Here is a 25,382-nt window from a genome sequence, read left to right as displayed (position 1 = left end):
GATGAAAATAGATACAAATCAATTGCTAAGATTCACTACTGCAGGTAGTGTAGATGATGGAAAAAGCACACTTATAGGACGATTACTTTACGATTCCAAGTCCATTTTTGAAGACCAACTGGCAGCGGTTGAAAATTCCAGCAAGCAAAAAGGAATTGAAGGCGTAGACCTGGCCATGTTTACTGATGGGCTTAAGGACGAAAGAGAACAAGGTATTACCATAGACGTAGCCTACCGTTATTTTACCACTCCCAAACGAAAGTTCATCATTGCCGATACGCCTGGTCATATTCAGTACACTAGAAATATGGTGACCGGCGCTTCTACAGCCAATGCGGCTGTAGTGCTCATCGATGCCAGACACGGCGTTATCGAGCAGACGAAGAGGCATACCTTTATCGCCTCCTTACTGAATATTCCTCACATTATTGTGTGCGTGAATAAAATGGATTTGGTAGATTATTCTGAAGAGGTTTTTAATTCTATTATTGAACAGTTTGAAGAGTTCTCCTCTAAGTTATTGATCAAAGACGTACGTTACATTCCTATCTCTGCCCTCAATGGTGACAATGTGGTGAATCGGTCTGAGAACATGTCCTGGTTTCAAGGATCTCCAATGCTTCACGAATTAGAAACCCTTCACATCAGCAGTGATATCAATAAAATCGATGCGAGATTCCCAGTGCAAACTGTGCTAAGACCTCAGCGTCCTGGCTTTGAAGATTACAGAGGTTATGCCGGCAGAATTGCCAGCGGCATTTATCGTGTTGGTGACGAAGTATCGGTCTTGCCTTCTGGATTCAATTCAAAAATCAAAAGCATAAATGCTGGCGAAGCAGAAGTTGAAGAAGCCTTTGCACCAATGTCTGTGGCTATGACGCTGGAAGATGATATCGACATTAGCCGTGGAGATATGATTGTGAAGAAGAATAACCAACCTGAGCTTTCTCAGGAATTTGATGTGATGCTATGCTGGTTGAATAATTCACCAGTAAAACCAAGAACCAAGTATAGCATCATGCACACCTCTAATGAGCAAAAAGCCGTGATCAAGGAAGTGGTGTACAAAATGGATGTCAACACCTTCAAAAGAAATGATGAAGACAAGGATCTAAAAATGAATGATATTGCTCGCATAAAACTAAAGACCTCACATCGTTTGATGCTGGACAGCTATAGAGACAACCGCAATACTGGTAGTATTATTCTTGTTGATGAGTCCACTAAAGAAACAGTTGCTGCAGGAATGATTGTGTAAATTCAAAGTATAGTCTTGTTATTTTGAAAAAGACCTCACAGTCCCGAAACTTTGGGACTGTGAGGTCTTTACTTTTTTTATAAATAATTGAGAAACAACAATTAGTTATTCCTTAACAAAGTCCTACTTTTGCAGCATCTAAAAACGTATCTCAAAAATGGCTCAAGACAAAGGAATTAAATCAGCTTTGATCTCTGTTTTTCACAAAGATGGCTTACAACCAATTGTTGAAAAGTTGGATCAGCTTGGTGTGCAAATTTACTCCACTGGTGGAACAGAAAAATTTATAAAGGATCTTGGAATTGACGTTATTCCTGTAGAAGATATTACCTCTTACCCATCCATTCTTGGAGGACGCGTCAAAACCTTACACCCTAAAGTTTTTGGTGGGATTTTAAATCGTGGCGATAACGCTCAGGATCAGGAAGAATTGAAGTCATTTGACATCCCTCAAATCGATCTCGTTATCGTAGACCTATACCCGTTTGAAGATACCGTAGCTTCAGGGGCAGATGAACAGGATATCATCGAAAAAATAGATATCGGTGGGATTTCTTTAATCAGAGCTGCGGCCAAAAATTTTAAAGATGTGCTTTGTGTCTCTTCCAGGGCAGATTACACTCCCTTTTTAAATATTTTGAATACCTCCAAAGGAACAACTACACTTGCCGAGCGAAAGAATTTTGCAGCCAAAGCTTTTCAAATTTCGTCGCATTACGATACTGCTATTTTTAATTACTTCAATACTTCGGAGCAGATTCCGATCCATAAGCAAAGCTTTGACAAAGGCGTTGAACTGCGTTATGGAGAAAACCCACACCAACAAGGCTTTTTCTTTGGAGATTTTGATAAGGTGTTCGACAAGCTTCATGGCAAAGAATTGTCTTACAACAACTTATTGGACGTGGATGCCGCCGTCAATTTAATGTCTGAGTTTACCGATGAAGCTCCCACGTTTGCCATTTTAAAACATAACAATGCCTGTGGCCTGGCGCAAAGAGAAACTATACATCGAGCTTACTTAGATGCCTTAGCCGGAGATCCCGTTTCAGCTTTTGGAGGAATTCTCATCGCTAATACTGAAATTGATAAAGCGACAGCCGAAGAGATTCACAACTTGTTTTGTGAAGTGGTCATCGCCCCTGGCTTTAGCGAGGACGCCAAAACTATTTTGACTCAAAAGAAAAATAGAATACTACTGGTTCAAAAGATCACTCAATTTGACGATAAAATCGTCAGAACCTGTCTTAACGGGGTCTTAGTTCAGGACCGCGACATTAAAACTGATGCGAAAGCTGATCTTAAAACAGCAACGACTTTAGCGCCAAGCGACGAACAAACGGAAGATCTGTTATTTGCTTCAAAAATCTGCAAACACACTAAGTCCAATACTATCGTCTTAGCGAAAGATAAGCAACTTCTGGCTAGTGGTACTGGTCAAACCTCCAGAGTAGATGCCTTAGAACATGCTATTGAAAAAGCGCTCAACTTTAAATTCGATCTTAAAAATGCGGTCATGGCCAGTGATGCTTTCTTTCCATTCCCAGATTGTGTAGAAATTGCAGGTAAAGCTGGAATCACTTCTGTCATCCAGCCCGGAGGCTCTATTAAAGACCAGTTAAGCATCGATTATTGTAACGAAAATAAAATTTCTATGGTAATGACAGGAACACGTCATTTTAAGCATTAAATAATTAACTTTATCCTTCATAAATAATACGCACATGGGATTTTTTGATTTTCTAACTGAAGACATCGCTATCGACCTTGGAACCGCTAACACTTTGATTATTCATAACGATAAGGTAGTCGTAGATAGCCCTTCCATTGTGGCCCGAAACCGCTTAACCGGTAAAATCATTGCTGTAGGAAAAGAGGCCTCTATGATGCAGGGTAAAACCCATGAAAATATAAAAACGATTCGTCCCTTAAAGGACGGAGTTATTGCAGATTTCGATGCGAGCGAGCAGATGATCAGTATGTTCATCAAGGAAATTCCAGCGCTTAAGAAGCGCTTATTTACACCCTCGCTTAGAATGGTGATTTGTATTCCGAGTGGAATTACCGAGGTAGAGATGAGAGCGGTAAAAGATTCTGCAGAACGTGTGAATGGAAAAGAAGTGTATTTGATTCACGAACCAATGGCGGCGGCCATAGGTATTGGAGTAGATATCATGCAGCCCAAAGGAAATATGATCGTTGACATCGGGGGAGGAACTACCGAAATTGCAGTCATTGCTTTAGGAGGAATTGTTTGCGACAAGTCAGTAAAAATTGCAGGAGATGTTTTTACCAATGATATCATTTATTTCATGCGTACACAGCATAACCTATTTATTGGAGAACGTACAGCAGAAAAGATAAAAATACAAATTGGTTCGGCTACAGAAGATTTGGAAACCGCTCCTGAGGACATGAGTGTTCAGGGAAGAGATTTGCTCACTGGAAAACCAAAACAGGTGGATATTTCTTTTAGAGAAATAGCAAAAGCACTGGATAAATCTATTCTTAGAATCGAAGATGCGGTCATGGAGACGCTCTCTCAGACCCCACCAGAATTAGCTGCAGATATTTACAACACAGGAATCTATCTCGCTGGCGGTGGATCCATGCTAAGAGGTCTAGATAAACGTTTATCTCAAAAAACAGATCTGCCTGTCTATATTGCTGAAGATCCTTTAAGAGCTATTGTAAGGGGAACTGGAATTACTCTAAAAGATTTGGTAAGATATAAAGCTGTCCTTCTAAAATAGAATTAAGCTATGCAGCAAATCTTATTATTTCTTATCAAAAATAAGACGGGTTTGGTGTTTATCGTATTGATGACTGTTGCCTTAGGCCTTACCTTCAATGCTCATACGTATCATAATAGTAAATTCATTTCTTCAGCAAATTTTATAACAGGTAATGTCCTGGGGACTTCTGAAAGTGTTTCTCAATATTTCGATTTAAAAACCCAAAATGAAATACTTTCTGAAGAAAATAAGACTCTAAGAAATATTCTTTACAATTCTAAATCGGTTCAGGATTCATTACCGAATGATTTAGAGTTTATTGAGGACAGCCTCTACAGAGTACAGAAATCGACGGTAATTTCTAATAACTACGATAAAATCGATAACTTTTTATTGATTGAAGGAGGACTCAAAGACAGTATTAAGCAAGACTTGGGTGTAATTTCCAGCAAGGGTGTGGTTGGGATTATACAGGATGTGAGCCAGAACTTTTCGAGAGTGATCTCCATCTTAAATACAAATACTTCAATCAATGCTAAATTGAAAAAGACATTCCATTTTGGAACCTTAACCTGGGACGGAAAAGATCCAAATGTAATGAAACTTGTGGATGTTCCTCGATCTGCGCCTGTTAAGAAAGGAGACACAATATCGACTGGTGGGCGCTCTCTGGTGTTTCCAGAAAATATACCTATTGGTATAATAGATGAATTTGAACTTGATGAAAACGTTGGCTACTATTCGATTTCAGTCAGGCTTTTTAATGACATGACCAATCTGAAGCATATCTACGTCATTGAAAATACCAAACAAGATGAAGCCTTTGAACTATTAAACCAAGAGCAGCCTTAGATGAAGACGTATTTGATTAATATCATTAGGTTTATTGTTCTGGTTTTGGTTCAGGTATTGATCTTAAGCCACTTTGAAATTTTTGGTTATATCAACCCTTATATTTATCCCCTGTTAATTATCCTATTGCCCTTCAATATTGGTTCCGTTCAAAAACTATTTCTCGCTTTTGCCTTAGGAATTTTTATTGATTTTTTTGAAGATAGCGGAGGCATCCATGCCGCTGCAACATTAACTATTGCTTACATAAGACCAATTTTACTTCGAAATGCCTTCGGTTTGAGTTACGACAATCAAACCTTAAAGTTTTACGATGCCCCTTTTAAGTCTCGATTAGTTTACGTTACCCTAATGATCTTTATACACCATAGCGTTCTTTTCTTACTAGAAATCTTTAGCTTTAATCATTTAATTTATTTGATAGAAAAAATTATTTATTCTTCAATTTTCAGTATTCTATTAAGTATAATCACCTTAAATTTGATTAGAAAGAACAGTAAATGAGAAAGTTGCTCCCTATCATACTTGTAAGCTTTACCGCCTTCCTCTTCTTAATTCGATTGTTTTATCTACAAATTCTTGACGAAAGTTATGATGAAGTCTCTACCAATATTTCGGTAAGAAAAGTTTATGACTACCCCCAACGAGGCTACATCTACGATCGTAATGGGGAACTGATGGTTGGAAACCAGCCGGCCTACGATGTGATGGCTGTTCCGCTTGAGGTTAAAGAATTTGACACTCTGGAACTAGCCAGCTTGTTAAAACTTTCTCCAGATCGCCTTAAGACTCAGCTCGAAAAAGCCTGGCGATACTCACCTAGATTAGCCTCGGTTATCACACCGCAGCTTACCAAAAAAGAATACGCCTTTTTACAGGAACGAATGCATAAGTATCCCGGCTTTTATATTCAGAAACGAGCCCTGAGAGATTATAATGTCGATCATAGTGCCAATATTTTAGGTTACATCGCTGAGGTTGGAGACAGGGAAATCGCTCAAAACCCTTATTATCAATCCGGAGACTTGAGAGGTAAACAAGGCGTCGAGGAACAATATGAAGAAGAGCTGCGAGGAGAGCGTGGTGTAAAACATTACTTAAGAGACATCCACAACAAAAACATCAAGCCTTTTAAAGAAGGGAAATTTGACACCCTATCTAAAAAAGGAAGCGACCTGCAATTGACAATCGATTCTAAGCTTCAGGCTTATGGTGAAAAATTGATGCAAGGAAAACGAGGGGGCATCGTAGCTATAGAACCAAGTACTGGAGAAATACTGACCCTGGTAACTGCTCCTTCTTACGATCCCGATTTATTGGTGGGTAGAAAGCGTTCGAGAAATTTTACTGAATTATATTACGATACGATTCAAAAACCACTTTACAACAGAGCCTTGCAGGCCATTTATGCCCCTGGCTCACCCTTTAAAGCCTTAACTGGGCTGGTGGCTCTACAGGAAGGAGTGGTTGGTTTAGAAGAAAAATTCAGGTGTAACGGGGGTTATACTTATGCCAGGGGAAGACGCATGGGCTGCCACCATCATCCAAGTCCAGTTCAGATGATCACAGGTATTGCCCACTCTTGTAATTCTTATTTTGCTCAGGTGTATAGAAGAACCATTGAAAAATACGATACTCCACAAAAAGGCATAGATGTATGGAATAAACACATGTCTAGCTTTGGCCTTGGGGACTATTTAGGTTATGATTTACCTGTAGGAAGGGCTGGACTCTTACCCGATGCTGAGTATTACAATAAGGCTTACGATTTTCCTACTTATAAATGGTACGCCAGTGCAACCCTTTCTAATGCCATAGGACAAGGAGAGGTGCTCACCACTCCCATACAATTGGCCAATGCTACCGCAGCCATTGCTAACAAAGGCTGGTTTTATCGCCCCCATATCATCAAATCTATAGATGACCAACCAGTTCAAGAGGAAAAATACACCACTAAGCAGGTGACGACTATCGACAAAAAACATTTTGAGCCCATCATACAGGGAATGCACGATGTATTTAATTATGGAACCGCATCCTTTTTAAGAGTACCAGGAATAGAGGTTTGTGGAAAAACGGGGACTGCAGAAAATTACGTTAAAATTGATGGAGAGCGTATGCAACTTACCGATCATTCCATCTTTGTGGCGTTTGCCCCCAAAGAGAATCCAAAAATTGCCTTAGCCGTTTTTGTAGAAAATGGTTACTGGGGCTCTAGATACGCCGGACGTATTTCTAGCTTAATGATTGAGAAATACCTCAAAGAAAACATTGAGCGTAAAGATTTAGAGCGCTGGATTCTGGACCATACGCTTGAAGATGAATACGCTAAGCCTTACTCTGGAGAACCTTTTAAAATCAACCAGTAAATATGCCTAAAACCTTAGTGCAAGTTGATTGGCTAACCCTTCTTATCGTAGCAGTTCTCATAGGGTTTGGCTGGGCTAATATTTACTCCACAACCTACATCAGTCCGGAAGAACCCGTCCTGGATTTTACTAAGATTTATGGAAGACAACTGCTTTTTATAGGCTTGGGAATCATCATCTCAGTGGTTGTTTTAGCCCTGGAGAGTAAGTTTTTTGAACGCTTTGCCAGTGTGTTTTATGTTATAGGAATAGTGTCTCTTTTAGGTCTTTTTGTATTTGGAAAAACCATTGCAGGTCAAACCGCCTGGTATTCTTTCGGAGCCTTTGGTTTACAGCCTGCAGAATTTGTTAAGACAGTCGTCGCTCTTGCCTTAGCCAAATACATCAGTGATTTTGGGAGTGATTTAAAGAAAATTACAAATCAACTCAAAGCCTTTGCTATTATTGGCCTTCCTCTATTACTCATCATGTTACAACCCGATGCGGGAAGTGCTCTCATCTATTTATCCTTTGTCATTCCGCTTTACAGAGAAGGTCTACCGCATGCCTATATCAGCACAGGATTTATGGCAGCAGCTGTGTTTATGCTAACACTAAAATTTGGGTTTATAATTTTTGCACCCATTTTTACAGTCTTATTGATTATCGTGTATCTGTTCAATAGGAGAAAAAAGCCAAAGTTGTGGAAGTATTTCTTGGCCTTTTTCTTTGGAGTGGGATTTTCTTATTCTGTCAATTTTATTCTGAATTCGGTATTGCTGCCGCATCAAAAAGAACGATTTGATGTCCTCATCGGGGAAACCAATGACATTAAAGGTTCTGCCTTTAACCTTTATCAAAGTGAAGTAGCCATCGGTAGTGGCGGCTGGACTGGCAAAGGCTGGTTAAAAGGATCCCAAACTCAGGGGCGTTTTGTTCCAGAACAACATACCGATTATATTTTTAGTACGGTTGGTGAGGAATGGGGATTTATAGGGACTAGTCTGGTAGTTATACTATTCACCTTATTAATCCTAAGGCTATTCCATCTGGCCGAGCGTCAAAAAAGTCAGTTTAGCAGGGTGTATGGCTACTGCGTCATGTCAGTGATTTTCGTTCACTTTTTTGTAAATGTTGCAATGGTGATAGGTTTATTCCCAACTGTAGGGATACCCTTACCTTTTTTTAGTTATGGTGGTTCTGGACTTTGGGGATTCCTAATCTTAGTTTTGGTGTTCTTGAAACTGGACGCAAAGCGGAATAGCTTGAACTGACAGTTGAGAGCAAATAAAGAAAAGCAGTAGAAAAAAAAGAGCTTAGAAAAAAGGACATAGAAACAAGAGTCAGGAATCAGGAATAAAGACAAGCTGAAATATTGGGACTTGAGAATCTATTTTCTCATTAGGATAATATGATTTAAATCAATTTTAAATTCAAAATTCCTAATTTTTAATTTATTCCTCCAGATACATATCGATAAGGCCTTCTGGCGTTTCAAAATAGATAATCTTCTCGTCCTTGTCTACTTTGGTAATGAATCGATCATTGACAGGGATAATGATTTCTTTGCCGTTGAAATCAATAAAGAAAAGTGCCTGCATAGTCTGATCGTTCACAAACTTAATCTCACCAATTTCACCTTTGGAAGCATCAATAGCTTTATAGCCGATGATTTCGTGATAGTAAAACTTGTTCTCACCAAGTGGCGGTAGTTCTGTAAGAGGTAAGTAAACATCCCTTTTGAGAAGATCATCCGCATCAGCTTCTTCATCGACTTCTTCAAGTTTGACGCGGAGTAGATTGCTTTTCTGCAGGTTAGATTTTTCCACAAAAAAAGGAATCAATTTATTGCGGTAATCCACAAAAATTGATTCCAGATGTTCATAGAGTTCAGGTTCGTCGGTATCGAGTTTGATTTGCAACTCCCCCTTGAAACTAAATTTACTCACGATGTGACCTAAATAAAAGCACTGGTCTTTCGTCATCGTAATCTAAACTTGATTAGTCCTCTTTTTTAGTGTCTTCTTTAGAAGCAGCTTCATCGGTAGCTTCTTCTTCAGTAGGAGCTTCGGCTTCCGCTTCTGCAGCAGCTTTCGTCTCTGCTTCTTCTTTTGCTTTTGCTTCTTCCTCTTCCTGTGCAGCTTTCGCTTCAGCTTCACGCTTCGCATTCACTTCGCGTTCTGCTTCTAAGGCTTTTTGTTTTTCTGCTTCTTTAGCTTTAGCAGCTTTATCAGCAGATGTTGATATTTTATCTTCCTTTTCAGATAACCAAGCTTGGAATTTCTTCTCTGCTTCTTCCTCCGTTAGCGCTCCTTTGTCCACACCTGCAAGCAAGTGCTTTTTCATCATAGCGCCTTTGTAAGATAAAATACGTCTTGCAGTATCTGTAGGTTGTGCCCCGTTTCTTAACCATTTTACAGACGAATCTACGTCTAGCTCAATGGTGGCAGGTTGAGTTACAGGATTGTAAATCCCTAATTTCTCCAGGTATTTACCATCTCTTTTTGCACGTACGTCTGCAGCAACAATCCAGAAGAAAGGTTTTCCTTTCTTACCGTGTCTTTGTAATCTTATTTTAACTGGCATAAAAAATTAAATTTTGGAGTTCCCGACTCCCGTTATTAATAATGAGGTGCAAAAGTAAGTTTATTTTTTGAAATACAGAGGTTTGGGTTGAGGATAATTGATCTAATCTTGAAATTGACTAGAACAATCGTTTAGAGTACAATTTAAATTCCAATTTCTTCAAATAATTCCTAACTTAGTTATCCTTAAATTACATCCTAAGTATGCTCCACCAACTCAACTTAGAACACATTCTTTTTCTGGACATAGAAACCGTCCCGGAAGAGGACGCCTTTGAAGACTTGTCTCCGGTCAAACAAAAACTTTACGCCGATAAAACGCAATATCAACGCAAAGAGGAATTTACTCCAGAAGAGTTTTATGATCGGGCGGGCATCTGGTCGGAGTTTGGGAAGATCGTGTGTATATCAGTGGGTTACTTTAATTTTAAAGGCAGCGAACGCAAATTCAGAACCACTAGCTTTTTTGGTGAAGAAGAAGATTTATTAAAACGCTTTAAATTCCTTGTAGAAGATTATTTCAGCTTACCTCAACACCTCATGTGCGGGCATAATGCCAAGGAATTTGACTTCCCCTATATCGCCAGGCGTATGCTTATTCATGGAATTTCGCTGCCAGAAAAACTTCAACTCTTTGGGAAAAAACCCTGGGAAATTCCTCATCTCGATACCTTGGAATTATGGAAATTCGGGGATTACAAACACTACACCTCCTTAAAGTTGCTCACCGAATTGTTTAATATTCCTTCCCCTAAAGACGATATAGACGGTAGCCAGGTCCGGGATGTGTATTATAAAGAAAAAGACATCGATAGAATTGTGACCTACTGCGAAAAGGACGTTATTGCGGTAGCGCAGGTGATTTTAAAACTGCGTCTGGAACCACTTCTGGAAGACCATGAACTTATCTCGGTGTAATGCTAAACATTAAAAACCTTCACATTCACTTCGGTGATGCCCATGTCATCAAAAACCTCAACTTTGAGTTGCAGCCCAACCAAATTCTGGGAATCGTAGGGGAGTCTGGCTCAGGAAAATCAGTATCTACCTTATCCATTTTGGACTTATTAGGTGAGAAAGCAAAAGTAGAGGGCAGCATTATGTTTCAAGACCAGGAGCTTATCACCTGTAGCGAAAAGCAATTTCAACAGATTCGAGGGAATGAAATTTCGATGATATTTCAGGAGCCTATGAGTTCGCTGAACCCCTCCATGCGTTGCGGCACTCAGGTCGAGGAGGTTTTGATTCAGCATAAAAAATTGTCCAAATCACAAGTCAGGCAGGAGGTGTTAGATCTCTTTAAAAAAGTTAAGCTTCCCAGACCAGAAGCGATATTCAAAAGTTATCCACACGAGATTAGTGGCGGCCAAAAGCAACGCGTGATGATCGCGATGGCCATTGCCTGCAAGCCCAAAATTCTTATTGCCGATGAGCCAACCACTGCGCTAGATGTAACTGTTCAAAAAGACATTTTGAAACTGCTCAAATCCCTTCAAGAGGAAACTGAAATGAGTATCATCTTTATCTCTCATGATTTGGCTTTGGTTTCAGAACTAGCAGATCGGGTGGCAGTGATGTATCAGGGAGAAATCGTGGAGCAAAACGATGTCGTTTCTATTTTCAAAAATGCCCAGCACCAATACACCAAGGCTCTTTTAGCCTCTAAGCCTTCTACTAGACATCGGCTTAAAGCTTTGCCTACGGTTAAAGATTATATGCAGGAACTTCCAAACTCTGAAGTGGAAACTTCAGAAGAAAGACAAAAAAGACACAAACTCATTTACTCCAAACCACCTTTGCTTGAAGTAAGAAACGTGAAGAAGACCTTTATTTCCAAAGCGGGTTGGTTTGCAAATACTGAAAAGGTGAATGCGGTAGATGATGTGAGTTTTAAACTCTATGAAGGTGAAACTTTAGGACTGGTTGGTGAATCTGGCTGTGGAAAATCCACGCTTGGGAACGCCATCTTAAGGCTGGATGACCCGACTGAGGGCGACATTTTATATCAGGATAAATCGATTACTCAATTGAAAGGTGAGGCATTACGTCAGTTGCGAAAAGACATTCAACTGATTTTTCAGGATCCGTTTTCCAGCTTGAATCCCAGGCTTTCGGTAGGCAAGGCCATCATGGAGCCCATGAAAGTTCATGGCTTGTACGGTAATGCTGAGTCCAGAAAACAAAAAACCATCGCGCTATTAGAGCGGGTAGGTTTATCAAGCGCGCATTTTGATCGCTATCCCCATGAATTTAGTGGAGGCCAGCGCCAACGCATCGGGATTGCGAGAACCATCGCCGTGGAACCTAAATTGATTATCTGCGATGAGTCGGTATCAGCGCTGGATATTTCGGTGCAGGCGCAGGTATTGAACTTACTCAACGAATTGAAAACTGATTTTGGATTTACCTATATTTTTATTTCTCACGATTTGGCGGTGGTCAAATACATGGCCGATCAATTACTGGTTATGCATCAGGGTAAAATCGTGGAACGTGGCGAAGCCGATGCGGTTTATGCCCGTCCTCAAAAAGACTATACACGACAATTGATCGAAGCCATCCCAAAAGGAATTTAAATTCAACGCAATTTCTTGGTTATTTTAGAGTAGCTGTAATAAAATAGAATCACAAAGTCACAGAGGGCACTAAGCAATTTTTGCAGTGCATTCCCTATTTTTGTACATGGATTTTCGAGATCATCTCCGCAAAATTATTCACGTCGATATGGATGCCTTCTATGCCTCTGTAGAGCAACTGGACGATCCCAGTTTGCAGGGAAAAGCCCTGGCGGTTGGCGGTAGTTCCAAACGCGGTGTGGTAGCGGCTGCCAGTTATGAGGCCAGAAAGTACGGCGTCAAAAGTGCCATGAGTGGTCGACAGGCTGCTCGTCTATGTCCGCACTTGATTTTTGTGAGGCCTCGTTTCGACCGTTACAAAGAAATTTCACAACGCATTCGTAAAATCTTCTTTGAATACACCGATTTGGTAGAACCGCTCTCCCTGGATGAAGCTTATTTGGATGTGACCGTCAATAAATTTGACTTCCCCAGTGCAACGGTCTTGGCCAGGGAAATTCGAGAGAAAATCAAAACTAAAACTGGACTCAATGCTTCGGCGGGCATCTCCATCAATAAGTTTATCGCAAAAATCGCTAGTGACATCAATAAACCTAATGGGCAAAAGACTATTCCGCCCGAAGAGGTAATCGAGTTTTTAGAAGAATTGGATATTCGTAAATTTTATGGCGTTGGGAAAGTGACGCAAGATAAAATGTACCGTTTGGGTATCTTTACGGGTGCTGACCTCAAGTTAAAATCGCTCGAGTATCTTCAGGAGTATTTTGGGAAGAGTGGTTCTCATTACTACAACGTGGTTCGCGGCATTCATTTAAGCGAAGTGAAGCCAACCCGCATAAGGAAATCTCTCGGCGCCGAGCGCACCTTTTCTGAAAATATCTCTTCGGAAATATATATGTTGGAAAAGCTGGAAGACATTGCCGAGGAAGTGGAACGCCGACTTCAAAACAGCAAAGTCGCGGGAAAAACCATCACTTTGAAACTGAAATACAGCGACTTCAGCGTACAAACCCGAAGCAAAACCTTAAAGCTGTTTATCGCCTCTAAGGCCTTGATCATGGAAGAAACCAAAGCTTTGCTTTATCAAGAACCTATCAAAGATTCCATAAGATTGTTGGGGATTTCATTATCTAATCTTAACACAGAAGATCAAAAAACAATTAATTCAACATCTATTCCTAAAGAGGAGCAACTGAAACTGCCGTTTTAAACTTAACATAAAGATTTTCTCTGTGTCCTCTGTGACTTTGTGGTGAGTTTTTCAACCACGGAGGCACAAAGAACACGAAGAATAAAGAAATTTAAACTAGTAACATCCAAATTGCCATCACCAGCATGATGGTGTTTTCTATAAACGTGGCTTCTGTCATCGGCAAATTTAGCGCCGTTCCCAAACAGGCACATTTGATCACTTTTTTGGAAAATAATGATCGAGTTACTCCAATGGTAGTGATTCCTAAAACGACAATGGTAGCCACCAAAGCAATATCAATTTCGAACCTTAAAAGGAACATCAAACCCAAGGCTGTTTCTATAAAAGGATAAATCCAACCGTAGGCTGGTAAGGCTTTGGCCAACGGATCGTACATTCTAAATGAATCGGGAAATCCAGTATAGTCCAAAAATTTAAAGAAGCTGAATACAATGTAGAACAGACCCATAAAATCGAACATAAAGCTACTGAGTTCCCAGTTACTATAGTTCAAGAGGACAGAAGCAATAGTGATATAGCCAAAAATTAAAAACAAAGGAAACAGCTGCTGAACTTTGGATTGTTCCTGAATGTTTTCTCCGGATTTGGTCTCAAAATCGGATTGCTTGGAAATGGTATATTTATCTTTAAGAGCCTCTTGAAGGGTCTCAACGTCGATATGTTGTTCCATATCAATTTTGGCCTCTTCCGCCTCTAAATCAACACTCACATAGGTGACATTTTCTAATTTTTTTATGCTGTCTTCCACACTGGCTCGGCAGTGCTGACAGGTCATTCCCGAAACTTTATACGTATGCGTCATCATCCTTCAATTTTGATATAGATTGCAAAGTTACTTATTGTATAGAATCTACAACACTTCCACATTTCAACATCGCATCACCATAGTAAGGGTTTTTAATCTGATTGGAAAAACTCAACCATCGGGCGCCTTCTCCTCTATCGGCCATAGGACATCGCTGTACATAAAGTTTGCTACCGGTTGGATTAGACGTCTGGGCAATGGCAATCATTTCTTCAGAAAGCAAAATGAATTCTTCTCGAAGTTCATCGATAGTTTTGATCTGTTCTGTAGCCTTAATGTCATCGATATTCAATTCTGCTAGCAATGAATTCACTTGTCTATAAGCTGAAAGCGAAGCCTGAAAATCACTTAAAACCAAAGCCTCTTTTAAATTCGTATAGCGATTGATGAGTTGTTTGACTACCTGTGTTTGTTCTGAAACACTTTCCTCTGAAATTTTAATTTTCTGAGGTTCAACTTTTGGATTCATCATGCTAGGCTTGCCTGCGAGTTGAGCTTCAGAATCTATACTGAAGGCGCCCTGAGATACGATCTCATCTCCTGATTTTAAACCTGATGTGATTTCAATATAATCTGATGAAGTTTTGCCGGTTTCAACTTCTATCATTTTAAAATAAACCCCGCTTTTATTGTCCAGTTGAAGATAGACAACTGAGCGTTTCCCGGTCCAAAGCAATGCCGATTTTGGAATCATCAGCGATTCCTCAGTTGCAGTTTTAGATGTTGAGTTGTACAAGTCTGCCGTTATGAATACACCCGGTTTTAAAGTGCGATTCGGGTTCTGAATCACTACTCTTGCTTTGGCTGATCTGGAATTCTCATCCAAAACTGGGGAAAAAAAAGTGACTTTTCCTGTGACATTCTCCTCGTTAGGAATAGTAATGTTGAGTTGATCTCCTACCTTAATGCTTTTTAGGCTGCTTTCATAAACATCAAGAACCGCCCAAAGTGATGACAGGTCGGCGATAGTCATGAGGTTTTGATCGGCACTGACATTATCCCCTTGTTTCACCTTCAAAGCAGTAACGTATCCACTAACGGGTGAGGTCAACTTCAACCTTCCATTCTTCATCGACTGAACATCATTAATAGATAATTCGTAGTTTGAAATTTTAGTAGCGATACTTTCAATAAGCGCTTCATTCTCTTGACTGTTCGCCAACTCCAATTCTTCCTTGAGGATTTGAATTTCAGGCGCATACAATTCGGCAATCACCTGGCCTTTTTGGACCTGCTCACCTTCATCATTGACGTAAAGCTTTTCAATTCTGGCTTTAAAATTTGCCGTCATTGTTGAAGTTTTATCTTGATTGATTTCCAAACGACCAGATAAGTTTAAGCTTGACCCGCTAGTTTGACTTCCCACCACTATGGTTTCCACCTGAGCCAGTTTCCTGGCTGTTTTACTCATTTTGATGGCATTTGGGTCTAGGGTTTCGTCCATTTGACTAGCGGGTATGAGGTCCATCCCACAAATAGGGCAATCGCCTGGTTCTTCATTTCTAATCTGAGGATGCATAGAACAAGTCCAAACCTGTCCTTCAGCCTGTAATTGTGAGTGATCGTGAAGTTTTTCTTTCGAATAATCGTTTGCAAATGATGCACCTATTAGTACACCTATGATAAATAGTAGTAAAAATCCTAAATAATATTTGTATTGTGTTTTCATAAGTCTGTATTTGAAGTGAGGTAACGTATAGTTTCGCTGGTCTTTAAAAGGTTTGCTAAAGTTTTGGTTCGTTGCTTCTCGTAAAGCAACCGCTCTTCCTGTAAGTCTAATAGTTCTTCTATTCCCACAGATGCATTAGATAAAGCTACTTCTGAAAGCCTTAAAATGTCCTCTAATTTCAGCAGTTGCTCATTATATAAATCCAGAAGGCTTAAAAGTTCATGTTGTTTATATTGAGCCACCTGAATTTCGGTTTCAAGTTTAGTTCTCTCGTGTTCCAACTGAAATTGCAGAGATTCGCCTTGAAGCGAAGCTGCTTTTTTTCTGGATGCATTCTTCTTTCCAAAAATAGGCAGACTTAAAGAAAGCATAGGCATGAGCGCATCTTGTCCAGCATCTGCATTCATCACATTGCGATCTTGAATGATGGCATAATCCAGGCCGAGACCAAATTGTGGCAGGGCTTGTTTCCGAGCAAGCAGACGTTCAGCTTTGTTAGATTTCTGAAGCTTCCGAATAGATTCCAGTCGCGGATGATTTTTAGATATCGTATCGATGGGCTGAAATTCCTTTTGTTCCAGAATATACTGTGGATCAGAAATTAGGATAGGCGTGTTTAGCGCTCGGTTCATCAACTGGTTAAGTTGAACTACCATAGCCTGGTCTTGGTCATCCAAAATCTGAATGACGCTCATTTGTTCGTCGATTTGGAGTTCAACTCTCAAGACGTCAACCAAATTCGCCTGATTGTTTTCATAATTCGCTTCTACAATCGATTTCAACTCATTCAGAATTTGAAGCTGTTTGGCTTCAAGTGCTTCGATGTGTCTTAAAGCCGAAAGATCGTAATACTGCTTGGCGACTTCTAAAAACAACTTCAATTTTTGATCCTGGAAGTTTTCAAATTCAGCTTCTGCTCTGTAAGCTGCGATGTCACCTTTAGCTTTGTAGGTGCCAAACCAGGGTAGCATTTGTGTGAGCGAAAATCTGGCGATTTGCGGACCTACTCGGGTTTCAATAGGGCTGATGAAGTAGCCAAAACTCAGATTGGGGTCTTGCCAGGATTTGGCCTGCGTCACCCCTTCCATTTCGGCTTCAAAAGCTTTGAATTGGGCTTTCAGTTGTAAATTATTTTCCGCAGCTATCGTTTTTAATTCTTCAAGGCTTTGTGCTTTCAGGTTGATTCCAAAGCATAGCATAACGCCAACCAACAAAAGTTGAGTTGAGCTTCCAATGGGTGTTATATGTTCTGTTTTAAACATAGATGTATCTTTTATGAAATTCAGTTGAGATCAATTTCAGACCTGTTTTTTAAGGCTCTGCTGTAAACGATGTAAAATAAAATCGGTAGTAAGAAGTAAGTCAAACTCGCCATCAACATGCCTCCAAAAGCTGGGATCGCCATAGGCACCATGATGTCTGAGCCTTTACCGGTGGACGATAATACGGGTAAAAGAGCAATCACGGTAGTGACTGAAGTCATGACGGCAGGTCGAATCCTTTTTAGCCCGCCTTCCATCACGGCTTCACGCAACTCTGCCTTGGTTTTGGTGGGGTTGGCTTTAAATGATTGCCTCAAGTAGGTTGCCATCAATACGGCATCATCGGTGGCAATTCCAAATAAAGCAATAAATCCCACCCAAACGGCCACACTTAAATTGATGGTTTTTATTTGAAAAATATCTCGAAGGTTTTCTCCAAACCAGCTTAGATTAAAAAACCAATCCTGACCGTAAAGCCACAACATGATAAATCCACCACTAAAGGCTAAGGCGATAGAAGAAAAGACCATCAAACTGATGCGCAACGACTTAAATTGAAAATACAGAACTAAAAAAATCACCACGAAAACCACTGGTATGATAAGTGACAAGCGTTTTTCAGAACGGACTTGATTTTCAAAACTTCCTGCAAATCTGTAGCTGACACCACTTGGCACTTTTAGGTTGCCGTTGTTGATTTCAGTAAGAATGGCGTCTCTCGCAGACTCCACGGCAGTGACTTCGGCAACGCCCTCGGCGCGATCGAAGAGCACATAGGAGTTCAAGAACGTATCTTCGCGTTTGATCATTTGAGGACCGGGTTCGTATTCAATATCGACAAGCTCTCCCAAAGGAACCTGAGTGCCAGAAGATGTGGAGATTAGCATGTTTTCAATAGCATCAGGGGTATTTCTTAACTCTCGAGGATAACGAACACGAACGGCATAGCGTTCTCGGCCTTCGACCGTTTGAGTAAGGGTTTGACCTCCAATAGCAATTGAAATATAATCCTGAACCTCATCGATGCTCAATCCATATCTCGCTAAAGCTTCCCTATTGAGATTGAGGTGTAAATAAGGTTTAGCTACGACTCTATCTGCAAAGACGGCTTGGGTTTTGATATCGGGAACTTGTTTCAAAATTTCTTCTAATTTTTTTCCAAAGGCTTCGATGGTTCGCAAATCGGGGCCAGACACTTTTATGCCCATGGGCGCACGCATCCCCGTTTGTAGCATAATTTGACGAGTTTCAATTGGTTGTAATTTGGGGGCAGAGGTGATTCCAGGAATTTGTGTGACCTCAGCAATTTCAGTCCAGATATCGTCTGGCGACTGGATGTGTCGTCGCCAATTTCTGAAATAATTTCCATCGTCATCTTCGATCATGAAATTTTTGAAATTGTGTTCAGTTTCATAAAACAATTCAGACTGAATTGAATCTGAAAATACTTCTCCTGAAGCATCCAGAAAAACATATTCAGACTTATCGAACCAAATTATATCGTTTGCATTTTTAGTGATTTCAATCTTATCGTTCTTAATTTTTAAGCCCTGAATCTTGAAGTGCCCCTCCTCATTCACTTCGAACGCCTGGCGTTCACCCTCTGCGTTTAAAATAAATTCTGTTTTATAGGTAATCAGGTTTTCAAACATGGAAATAGGCGCGGGATCGATCGCTGATTCTACTCGACCTAACTTTCCGACTACCGTTTCGACTTCAGGAATTTGCTTTACCAGCATATCCATCTGCTGAAGCTTTTCTTTATTGAATTCGATACCAGAATGCGTCATACTGGTCGGCATCAAGATAAAACTACCTTCGTCTAAACTGGGCATAAATTCTTTACCGATGCCAGGAAACGTTTGATCCATCGACTTCCAGAACCCTGTGTCTTCAATTGCGAGGCCAACAGTATTAGAGGCTTGTTTTGGCCAGTGAAATAGGTTTGAAAAACCAAGCCAAATCAACAACCCTGTAAAAATCGCCAGCACAGGTAGGACTAAAAACGCCTTAACGTGTTTTATAAAGAAGGTCAAAATTTGAGCGTAATAGGTTTGGAGCAAAAGATAAAATGCCAATAAAACACCCACTAAAATCCCAACAAAAATAACATTAGATACCATGGATTGTTGAGGTCCTAAAGGCAGCCAGAGATTGGAAAGCAAGACCAAAACGCCAGCCACCAACACATAAAAGTGCAGGTTTTTGAAGCGTAATCTTTTGTTGAAAGATTGGTAAGAACTAAAATAACTGATGGCATAAACGAGAATAAAGAAGCCTAACCAGAATTCATTGAATATCGTCCAGATTCCTAAAAAACCAAGGAAAGCATTAAGGTAGTAAGCCGTTTTTTCTTTTTTTATTTTTACGTTGAATACCACATACATCAAAGTGGGTAATACCAGAACAGTGACCAAAAAGGCTGCGATGAGCGCAAAAGTTTTGGTGTAGGCCAGAGGAATAAAGAGTTTCCCTTCGGCAGCTTCCAAAGCAAACACAGGCACAAAACTGATGACGGTGGTCAACACCGCCGTCAAAATCGCTGAACTGACTTCTGAAGACCCTTCATAAATAGTTTTGACCAATGATGTATTGGGAGAGTCTTCCAGTTTCTTAAGTACATTTTCAGAAAGAATAATGGCCAGATCGATCATGGTACCAATAGCAATCGCAATGCCCGATAAGGCCACAATATTCGCCTGGATATTAAAAAATTTCATCGCTATAAATACCAGTAGAACAGAAATGGGTAATACGGCAGAAATGACTATGGAAGCCCTTAAGTTGAACACAATAATAATTACCACTAAAAGAGCGATGATCAATTGAAGACTGATGGCGTCTTCCAGAGTATTGATAGTCTCATTAATCAATTTGGAACGGTCGTAAAATGGAACAATTTTCAACTGACTTTTGGTCCCGTCTGCTAGCGTCTTACTGGGTAAGCCTGGAGAAATTTCTTGAATTTTTTCTTTGATGTTGGTAATCGCTTCCATGGGATTAAAGCCATCTCGAGCCACTACCACTCCTCCAACAACATCTGCTCCGGCCTTGTCGAGTATTCCTCGTCGCTGAGCTGGTCCGGTTTTGATTTTGGCGACATCTTTGAGGTAGATAGGAACGTTTTGAGACTCCTCTACCACAATAGATTCAAAATCCTCGAGATTTTCTAGATACCCCAAACCTCTTACGATATATTCAACCTGGTTGATTTCTAAAGTTTTGGCACCAACATCACGATTGCTTTCGTTGACTGCTTTGGCCACTTGCATTAAGGAAATACCGTAAGATTTAAGCGCATCTGGATTCACATCAATCTGGTATTCCTTCACAAATCCGCCGATAGAAGCAACTTCAGAAATGCCCTGGGCACTGCTCAGACCATACTTGACATAAAAATCCTGCACGCTTCGGATTTCATCTAAACTCCAGCCACCAGTAGGTTCATTATCTTGATCTCTAGGTTCTAAGGTATACCAAAACACCTGACCTAAAGCGGTGGCATCTGGTCCCAAAGTAGGCTTAACTTCGGCAGGTAAAAGTCCTTGGGGAATGGAGCTGAGCTTCTCAAGAATACGTGAACGCGACCAGTAGAATTTCACATCTTCCTCGAAAATGATGTAGATGCTGGAAAATCCAAACATAGAATTACTTCGCACTGATTCTACTCCTGGTAAGCCTAATAGGTAAGTCGTGAGCGGATAAGTAATTTGATCGTCTATATCCTGAGGCGAACGGCCAGGCCATTCAGTAAATACGATTTGCTGATTGGCCCCCGTATTGGGAATAGCATCTACAGAAATTGGAGTTCTAGGTAACAGATTATCTGCCCACTGGAAAGGGGATACCATCAAGCCACCAATCACAATACCAGCTAAAAGGATAAACGAGAGCAGTCGCTGATTAAGAAAAAACTTAATAATAGTATTCAACATAACATTTGATATTAAAACATACACATTGGTTTTGATGTCAGCCTGAATGACATTCAGATTGAATCAATGGAGGTAAGTTTTAAAGTATCAAATGAGAAACACCTGGTGAAGCACCAGTAAATCCTGGAAATATTGGGGTGGAACGTATAATTCAGTAGAAGCGGCTTCTTTAGCAGAAACATTAGATGAACTAAAATGTATAAAGCTAAATACTGCTAACTCATAAGGCATATCGAAATCGAATTCAGCCTTAGACAAGTGTAGGATATCCTGACCTTTTATGATGTCTAGTTCGTCATCACAGCAATCTGACTTTTCATCTGATGGCATTTCCTGATGCATGGCACAGGTTTGCGCAGGAGATAAAATGGCTTTATCAACCATAATGTTACCACAGTAATGGGTTCCCACCGTGAAGGACATGGTTGAGAATAGCACAAGCAATGCTAGAGAAAGGGACGCTATTTTTGAGATAACTGAATTCACTTTACAAAAGTAAGCAATTATTTGATGTGCTGAATTTTCTTTTGGTAGTAAAAAGCTGGAAGTAAAATCAATACGAAAATGGGCTGTATTAAAAATCGCCTAATGTAAAATATAAAAAGATGAACTTCTGAGGTCATATCTGAAATAAAATACCAGAACAGTGAGATTAAAACGACGTAGGCAAAACCGAAGAAAGCAAGGCTAAATAACAGGTTTTTTTTGGCTGGAAAAGCTATCCAAATTATCAGTATTGAAATTGCAGAATTGAGGAAGTATCTCCATGAGGTAGTCCTTAAAACTTGTATAATGTTGAATTCTGGCGCATCAACCTGATTAAATTCTGTCTTGAAAAACGCCAGTAATGGATCCGAAAAAAGATCCTGCTCAAAGAAACGCACCATAGCTAAAGCTATAATGAGTAAGCCAATTAGACAAAATCTTAAATATCTATTCATTTACCCGTTTTGGCTGAATTTTATAGCTTCGAATCCAAAATATCCAAAGTAGAAATACAAATCCATAGATGAATAAAGGAAAGAGCGTACCGTGCATCAATTCCAAGTGCTGAGGTATTTCATAAATACCGATGGTAAGCAGCGCAATCCTCAACACATTAAACGCATAAATCAATACGCTTCCGGCAAAGATAAAGAGAAGAGTTGTTTTCCAATCTTTCTTAAACGCCAGAATGAATGACAAAAAAAGTATGATGACACTCATTGCGTTACAACCTTCTATGACTCTAACAAGGTAATTTCCATTAATACCGATACGCATAGAGGGGTCATACTGACTAGGAATCATTTTTGTGTCGTAACCAAAAAAGCTGATTAAGCTTTCTGTCTGTAAGGCTACGATATGGGTTATAGGCTCCGGATAATAAACCTGAGAGTCTGCTGTGTTTAAGTATACCTGATAAAGTAGAGTCAAGAGGATATAAGTCCCGAAAAAAATTCCGAGAAAACGAAGGACAGCTCTGTTTTTTTTTAATAATTCCAAATGATATCAGTAATGGGCCTGAGACACGGGCAGATGTAACTCTATTTTTAACAAATTTATAGAAATTGGATTATCTATAATGCTTTTATAATAAATACTTTTACCCCAAAATTAATACCATGAATTTAGAAGATTTAAAACCTCGTTTAAAAGAATTAATTACACAAGAAAATCTAGATATCAATCACAGATTGACAGAGGTGTGTGATCTTCTTCAAACCAAAGTTGATACTTACGACTGGGTTGGTTTTTACTTTAAAAATGGCGATAAACGAGAGTTAATTCTTAAAGCCTTTGCCGGTGAACCTACAGACCACACCACCATACCGTTTGGTAAAGGAATTTGTGGACAGGTGGCAGAATCCAACCAAAACTTTGTGGTAGATGATGTCACTGCTCAAGACAATTATATCGCTTGCAGCATTCATGTTAAATCTGAAATCGTGATTCCTCTATTTGTTAAGGGTGAAAACATTGGCCAAATCGATATTGACTCTCATACTAAAAATGCGTTTACCCAAGCAGATGAAGATTTTTTAACCTGGATTAATGCGCAGGTAAGCGGGCAGCTAGAAGCCTAATTTAAACTACGTTACGTTGCTCGCTGGTCTCAGTAAGTGGCTTAAATTCTGGCACAAGCTCTTTGAGTACTTCAATAGACTTGAGCTCGATGTTGTTTTTGATTTGATTTTGAAGATTTTTAAGTAGAATTAATTTTTCTGCGTCAAACTCATAGCTAGCTTTAGCAATTAATATTTTTTGATGGTGAGTGGGTAGGGTGTTTTCCTTGTCTGCTAAGAGTTCTTCGTAAAGCTTTTCTCCTGGCCTTAAGCCCGTGTAGATAATGTCGATATCTTTAAAAGGAATAAATCCAGACAGTCGAATCATTTGTTTGGCTAAATCCGTAATCTTTACTGGTTTTCCCATATCAAAGACATAGATTTCACCTCCGTTGCCCATAGCTCCAGCTTCTAACACTAGTTGACAGGCTTCGTCTATGGTCATGAAATACCTGGTAATGTCTGGATGAGTAACTGTAACAGGACCAAGATTTTCAATTTGTTTTTTAAAATGTGGGATCACAGAACCATTAGATCCCAAAACATTCCCAAACCTGGTGGTGATAAAACGCGTTGATATTGACTTATTTCTTGTGAGTGACTGAAGGTAAATCTCTGCACTTCGTTTGGAAGCCCCCATGATATTTGTAGGGTTTACCGCCTTATCTGTTGAAACAAACACAAATCTAGATATCTTAAATTTTAATGACAGATCGGTTAGATTTTTCGTCCCCATAAAATTGACGTCTAAGGCTTCAATAGGATTGGCTTCCATCATTGGCACATGCTTATAAGCAGCACCATGAAATACTATTTCAGGCAGGAAGTGTTCAAAAACAAATTCTAAACGTTTTGAATTTCTAACATTTGCAATAACGGCTTCAAAATTTAAATCCGGATGGTTTTTTGATAGTTCCAGACACAACTCGTGCAAGGGGGTTTCTGCCTGATCCAGCATCAAAATTTTCTTAGGCTCAAAACGAATCAATTGCCTTACAATATCGCTTCCAATAGATCCTGCGGCTCCTGTTACTAAGATGGTCTTTCCTTTGTAAATCGATCTCAGTTTTTCTCTTTGTAACTTGATGGGTGTACGTTGTAATAGGTCTTCTAAATTTACTTTTTTTATCTCAGACGCAATAGATTCACCACTCCAATCCTGGAGCTCGGGGAGTTTATAAATTTTAAAATTAAGCTCTAATAATTGATTTAAAATGTTAGAATCTGCAGTAGCAAGTTCTCTCAATTTCTGACTGGAAACAATCACAGATGGACTCTCTAGCAAGGCTTTATTCTTAATTTGTTCAATTGTAAAAATAGGAAGAGTCAGTATTCGTGTGCGCTTTAAATTGTCTGTTTCGCTGATGAAACCTATGATGTCGAAACTGGTTCTCGTATCAGAAATAATACTTTCTGCTAAGGCAACATCCGTCAAGCTTGTGCCTAGCAAAAAGGCCTTTGTGGATGAAGACTCCGCATTGATAAGTTGATAAGCTCTTTTGACTATTACTCTAAACAAAAATAAAAGGGAAAAAGCGATAAATCCGTAAATGATTGCTCCCCCATTCACCAGAATTTTAACCTGGTAAATGTTATAAATGAGTTCGTTGATTAGCAAGAGAGCTGCCACCGTAGAAATTGTGGTTTGTAATTGCTTTATAGAATCTTTAAATCCAGTATACCTTACCACTCCAGAGTAGGATTTGAAAATAATAAAGAACAGAATTTGAATGGTCACCAGGCTTACAAATTCCCAATTGAGATGAATGAATTTGAGTTTACCTTCACTTACAGAAGAAATTAAAAAGAAAGTAAATTGAGCGGCGAATATTGAAATCGCAACATCGATAATGAAAATGACACCCCTCGGCACATAGTTGCTGGCCATCTGTTTAATGAGCCTTAAAGCATAACGCTTAAGAGATAGGATAGTCATCATTTCAATTGGTTAAGATTCAAATGGATAAGCAAATCTAAGGATTTAATCAGTAATTAAATAAAATTGTCAACTATTTCAAGACTAAATACGTATTTACGGTGTTTAAGGAGTAAAAGTTTTTTGATTTGAAAAAAATTTATGCTTCTTTGTATTAAATTTG

Annotated in this window: 21 protein-coding genes; 11 read left to right on the top strand and 10 right to left on the bottom strand. The window is 39.6% G+C overall.

Annotated features, from left to right (window positions below; translation table 11 throughout):
• The first annotated feature begins 1 nt into the window (after position 1).
• The 7 genes from F598_RS0102495 (at position 2) to rodA (ending at position 8,467) form a co-directional block, all read left to right on the top strand.
• Positions 2–1,258: a sulfate adenylyltransferase subunit 1 gene (locus tag F598_RS0102495; RefSeq protein ID WP_019037441.1), complete on the top strand. Its 1,257-nt coding sequence runs from the start codon at positions 2–4 to the stop codon at positions 1,256–1,258.
• Between the two features lie 157 nt (positions 1,259–1,415).
• Positions 1,416–2,948: a bifunctional phosphoribosylaminoimidazolecarboxamide formyltransferase/IMP cyclohydrolase gene (gene purH / locus F598_RS0102490; RefSeq protein WP_019037440.1), complete on the top strand. Its 1,533-nt coding sequence runs from the start codon at positions 1,416–1,418 to the stop codon at positions 2,946–2,948.
• Between the two features lie 34 nt (positions 2,949–2,982).
• Positions 2,983–4,011, top strand: a complete 1,029-nt coding sequence (locus F598_RS0102485; RefSeq protein ID WP_019037439.1) for a rod shape-determining protein — start codon at positions 2,983–2,985, stop codon at positions 4,009–4,011.
• Positions 4,012–4,020: 9 nt separating this feature from the next.
• On the top strand, positions 4,021–4,845 hold the full coding sequence (gene mreC, locus F598_RS0102480) for a rod shape-determining protein MreC (RefSeq protein WP_019037438.1): 825 nt from the start codon (positions 4,021–4,023) through the stop codon (positions 4,843–4,845).
• Positions 4,846–5,349 (top strand): rod shape-determining protein MreD, encoded by a 504-nt coding sequence (gene mreD / locus F598_RS0102475; RefSeq protein ID WP_019037437.1) that lies wholly within the window; start codon positions 4,846–4,848, stop codon positions 5,347–5,349.
• The gene (mrdA, locus tag F598_RS0102470; protein WP_019037436.1) at positions 5,346–7,214 is read left to right on the top strand and encodes a penicillin-binding protein 2; all 1,869 of its coding nucleotides are present in this window, start codon (positions 5,346–5,348) and stop codon (positions 7,212–7,214) included. The genes mreD and mrdA overlap by 4 nt, the downstream gene beginning before the upstream one ends.
• A gap of 2 nt (positions 7,215–7,216) precedes the next feature.
• The gene (rodA, locus tag F598_RS0102465; protein ID WP_019037435.1) at positions 7,217–8,467 is read left to right on the top strand and encodes a rod shape-determining protein RodA; all 1,251 of its coding nucleotides are present in this window, start codon (positions 7,217–7,219) and stop codon (positions 8,465–8,467) included.
• A 180-nt stretch (positions 8,468–8,647) separates the two neighbouring features.
• Here rodA and rimM read toward each other — a convergent pair whose 3' ends face one another.
• Positions 8,648–9,178 (bottom strand): ribosome maturation factor RimM, encoded by a 531-nt coding sequence (rimM, locus tag F598_RS0102460; RefSeq protein WP_019037434.1) that lies wholly within the window; start codon positions 9,176–9,178, stop codon positions 8,648–8,650.
• Between the two features lie 16 nt (positions 9,179–9,194).
• Positions 9,195–9,779 (bottom strand): 30S ribosomal protein S16, encoded by a 585-nt coding sequence (locus tag F598_RS0102455; protein ID WP_019037433.1) that lies wholly within the window; start codon positions 9,777–9,779, stop codon positions 9,195–9,197.
• Between the two features lie 203 nt (positions 9,780–9,982).
• On the opposite strand from F598_RS0102455, the gene F598_RS0102450 reads away from it, so the two are divergent.
• The 3 genes from F598_RS0102450 to dinB all read left to right on the top strand — a co-directional run bounded on the left by F598_RS0102450 (position 9,983) and on the right by dinB (position 13,564).
• Positions 9,983–10,696 carry a 3'-5' exonuclease gene (locus F598_RS0102450; protein ID WP_019037432.1) on the top strand — a complete coding sequence of 238 codons (714 nt, stop codon included), beginning with the start codon at positions 9,983–9,985 and terminating at the stop codon, positions 10,694–10,696.
• Positions 10,696–12,354 (top strand): ABC transporter ATP-binding protein, encoded by a 1,659-nt coding sequence (locus F598_RS0102445; RefSeq protein ID WP_019037431.1) that lies wholly within the window; start codon positions 10,696–10,698, stop codon positions 12,352–12,354. The genes F598_RS0102450 and F598_RS0102445 overlap by 1 nt, the downstream gene beginning before the upstream one ends.
• Positions 12,355–12,460: 106 nt before the next feature.
• Positions 12,461–13,564, top strand: coding sequence for a DNA polymerase IV (dinB, locus tag F598_RS0102440; protein ID WP_019037430.1), 1,104 nt, complete (start codon positions 12,461–12,463; stop codon positions 13,562–13,564).
• Positions 13,565–13,655: 91 nt separating this feature from the next.
• Here the strand turns inward: dinB and F598_RS0102435 are convergent, their stop codons facing one another.
• The 7 genes from F598_RS0102435 to xrtF all read right to left on the bottom strand — a co-directional run bounded on the left by F598_RS0102435 (position 13,656) and on the right by xrtF (position 22,723).
• A complete protein-coding gene (locus F598_RS0102435) occupies positions 13,656–14,369 on the bottom strand; it encodes a heavy metal translocating P-type ATPase (protein WP_026302469.1) in 714 nt (237 codons plus the stop codon).
• Positions 14,370–14,403: 34 nt separating this feature from the next.
• Entirely contained in the window at positions 14,404–16,041 is a 1,638-nt protein-coding gene (locus F598_RS0102430; protein WP_019037428.1) for an efflux RND transporter periplasmic adaptor subunit, read from the bottom strand.
• Positions 16,038–17,303, bottom strand: coding sequence for a TolC family protein (locus F598_RS0102425; protein WP_019037427.1), 1,266 nt, complete (start codon positions 17,301–17,303; stop codon positions 16,038–16,040). Before F598_RS0102425 ends, F598_RS0102430 begins: the two co-directional genes overlap by 4 nt.
• A gap of 20 nt (positions 17,304–17,323) precedes the next feature.
• Positions 17,324–21,238 (bottom strand): efflux RND transporter permease subunit, encoded by a 3,915-nt coding sequence (locus tag F598_RS0102420; RefSeq protein ID WP_019037426.1) that lies wholly within the window; start codon positions 21,236–21,238, stop codon positions 17,324–17,326.
• A gap of 87 nt (positions 21,239–21,325) precedes the next feature.
• The gene (locus tag F598_RS0102415) at positions 21,326–21,724 is read right to left on the bottom strand and encodes an HYC_CC_PP family protein (protein WP_026302468.1); all 399 of its coding nucleotides are present in this window, start codon (positions 21,722–21,724) and stop codon (positions 21,326–21,328) included.
• A 17-nt stretch (positions 21,725–21,741) separates the two neighbouring features.
• Positions 21,742–22,179, bottom strand: coding sequence for an exosortase F system-associated membrane protein (locus F598_RS0102410; RefSeq protein ID WP_019037424.1), 438 nt, complete (start codon positions 22,177–22,179; stop codon positions 21,742–21,744).
• Positions 22,172–22,723 (bottom strand): exosortase family protein XrtF, encoded by a 552-nt coding sequence (gene xrtF, locus F598_RS0102405; RefSeq protein ID WP_026302467.1) that lies wholly within the window; start codon positions 22,721–22,723, stop codon positions 22,172–22,174. Before xrtF ends, F598_RS0102410 begins: the two co-directional genes overlap by 8 nt.
• Before the next feature lie 119 nt (positions 22,724–22,842).
• On the opposite strand from xrtF, the gene F598_RS0102400 reads away from it, so the two are divergent.
• Entirely contained in the window at positions 22,843–23,304 is a 462-nt protein-coding gene (locus tag F598_RS0102400; RefSeq protein WP_019037422.1) for a GAF domain-containing protein, read from the top strand.
• Position 23,305: 1 nt separating this feature from the next.
• On the opposite strand, the gene F598_RS0102395 is transcribed toward F598_RS0102400, so the two are convergent.
• The gene (locus F598_RS0102395) at positions 23,306–25,222 is read right to left on the bottom strand and encodes a polysaccharide biosynthesis protein (RefSeq protein ID WP_026302466.1); all 1,917 of its coding nucleotides are present in this window, start codon (positions 25,220–25,222) and stop codon (positions 23,306–23,308) included.
• Between the last annotated feature and the right edge of the window lie 160 nt (positions 25,223–25,382).

The organism is Psychroflexus tropicus DSM 15496 (assembly GCF_000378765.1).
Classification (GTDB): Bacteria; Bacteroidota; Bacteroidia; order Flavobacteriales; family Flavobacteriaceae; genus Psychroflexus; species Psychroflexus tropicus.
The sequence above is the reverse complement of the archived record's forward strand: the minus strand, read 5'-3'. Positions and strand labels throughout refer to the sequence as shown.

Coding starts and splice junctions, on each gene's coding strand:
- F598_RS0102420 (WP_019037426.1), bottom strand. CDS start 21,238: ATGTTGAATACTATTATTAAGTTTTTTCTTAATCAGCGACTGCTCTCG.
- F598_RS0102445 (WP_019037431.1), top strand. CDS start 10,696: ATGCTAAACATTAAAAACCTTCACATTCACTTCGGTGATGCCCATGTC.
- rimM (WP_019037434.1), bottom strand. CDS start 9,178: ATGACGAAAGACCAGTGCTTTTATTTAGGTCACATCGTGAGTAAATTT.
- F598_RS0102395 (WP_026302466.1), bottom strand. CDS start 25,222: ATGATGACTATCCTATCTCTTAAGCGTTATGCTTTAAGGCTCATTAAA.
- mreD (WP_019037437.1), top strand. CDS start 4,846: ATGAAGACGTATTTGATTAATATCATTAGGTTTATTGTTCTGGTTTTG.
- F598_RS0102430 (WP_019037428.1), bottom strand. CDS start 16,041: ATGAAAACACAATACAAATATTATTTAGGATTTTTACTACTATTTATC.
- F598_RS0102485 (WP_019037439.1), top strand. CDS start 2,983: ATGGGATTTTTTGATTTTCTAACTGAAGACATCGCTATCGACCTTGGA.
- F598_RS0102435 (WP_026302469.1), bottom strand. CDS start 14,369: ATGACGCATACGTATAAAGTTTCGGGAATGACCTGTCAGCACTGCCGA.
- F598_RS0102400 (WP_019037422.1), top strand. CDS start 22,843: ATGAATTTAGAAGATTTAAAACCTCGTTTAAAAGAATTAATTACACAA.
- F598_RS0102495 (WP_019037441.1), top strand. CDS start 2: ATGAAAATAGATACAAATCAATTGCTAAGATTCACTACTGCAGGTAGT.
- mreC (WP_019037438.1), top strand. CDS start 4,021: ATGCAGCAAATCTTATTATTTCTTATCAAAAATAAGACGGGTTTGGTG.
- F598_RS0102455 (WP_019037433.1), bottom strand. CDS start 9,779: ATGCCAGTTAAAATAAGATTACAAAGACACGGTAAGAAAGGAAAACCT.
- purH (WP_019037440.1), top strand. CDS start 1,416: ATGGCTCAAGACAAAGGAATTAAATCAGCTTTGATCTCTGTTTTTCAC.
- F598_RS0102450 (WP_019037432.1), top strand. CDS start 9,983: ATGCTCCACCAACTCAACTTAGAACACATTCTTTTTCTGGACATAGAA.
- F598_RS0102425 (WP_019037427.1), bottom strand. CDS start 17,303: ATGTTTAAAACAGAACATATAACACCCATTGGAAGCTCAACTCAACTT.
- rodA (WP_019037435.1), top strand. CDS start 7,217: ATGCCTAAAACCTTAGTGCAAGTTGATTGGCTAACCCTTCTTATCGTA.
- F598_RS0102410 (WP_019037424.1), bottom strand. CDS start 22,179: ATGAATAGATATTTAAGATTTTGTCTAATTGGCTTACTCATTATAGCT.
- dinB (WP_019037430.1), top strand. CDS start 12,461: ATGGATTTTCGAGATCATCTCCGCAAAATTATTCACGTCGATATGGAT.
- mrdA (WP_019037436.1), top strand. CDS start 5,346: ATGAGAAAGTTGCTCCCTATCATACTTGTAAGCTTTACCGCCTTCCTC.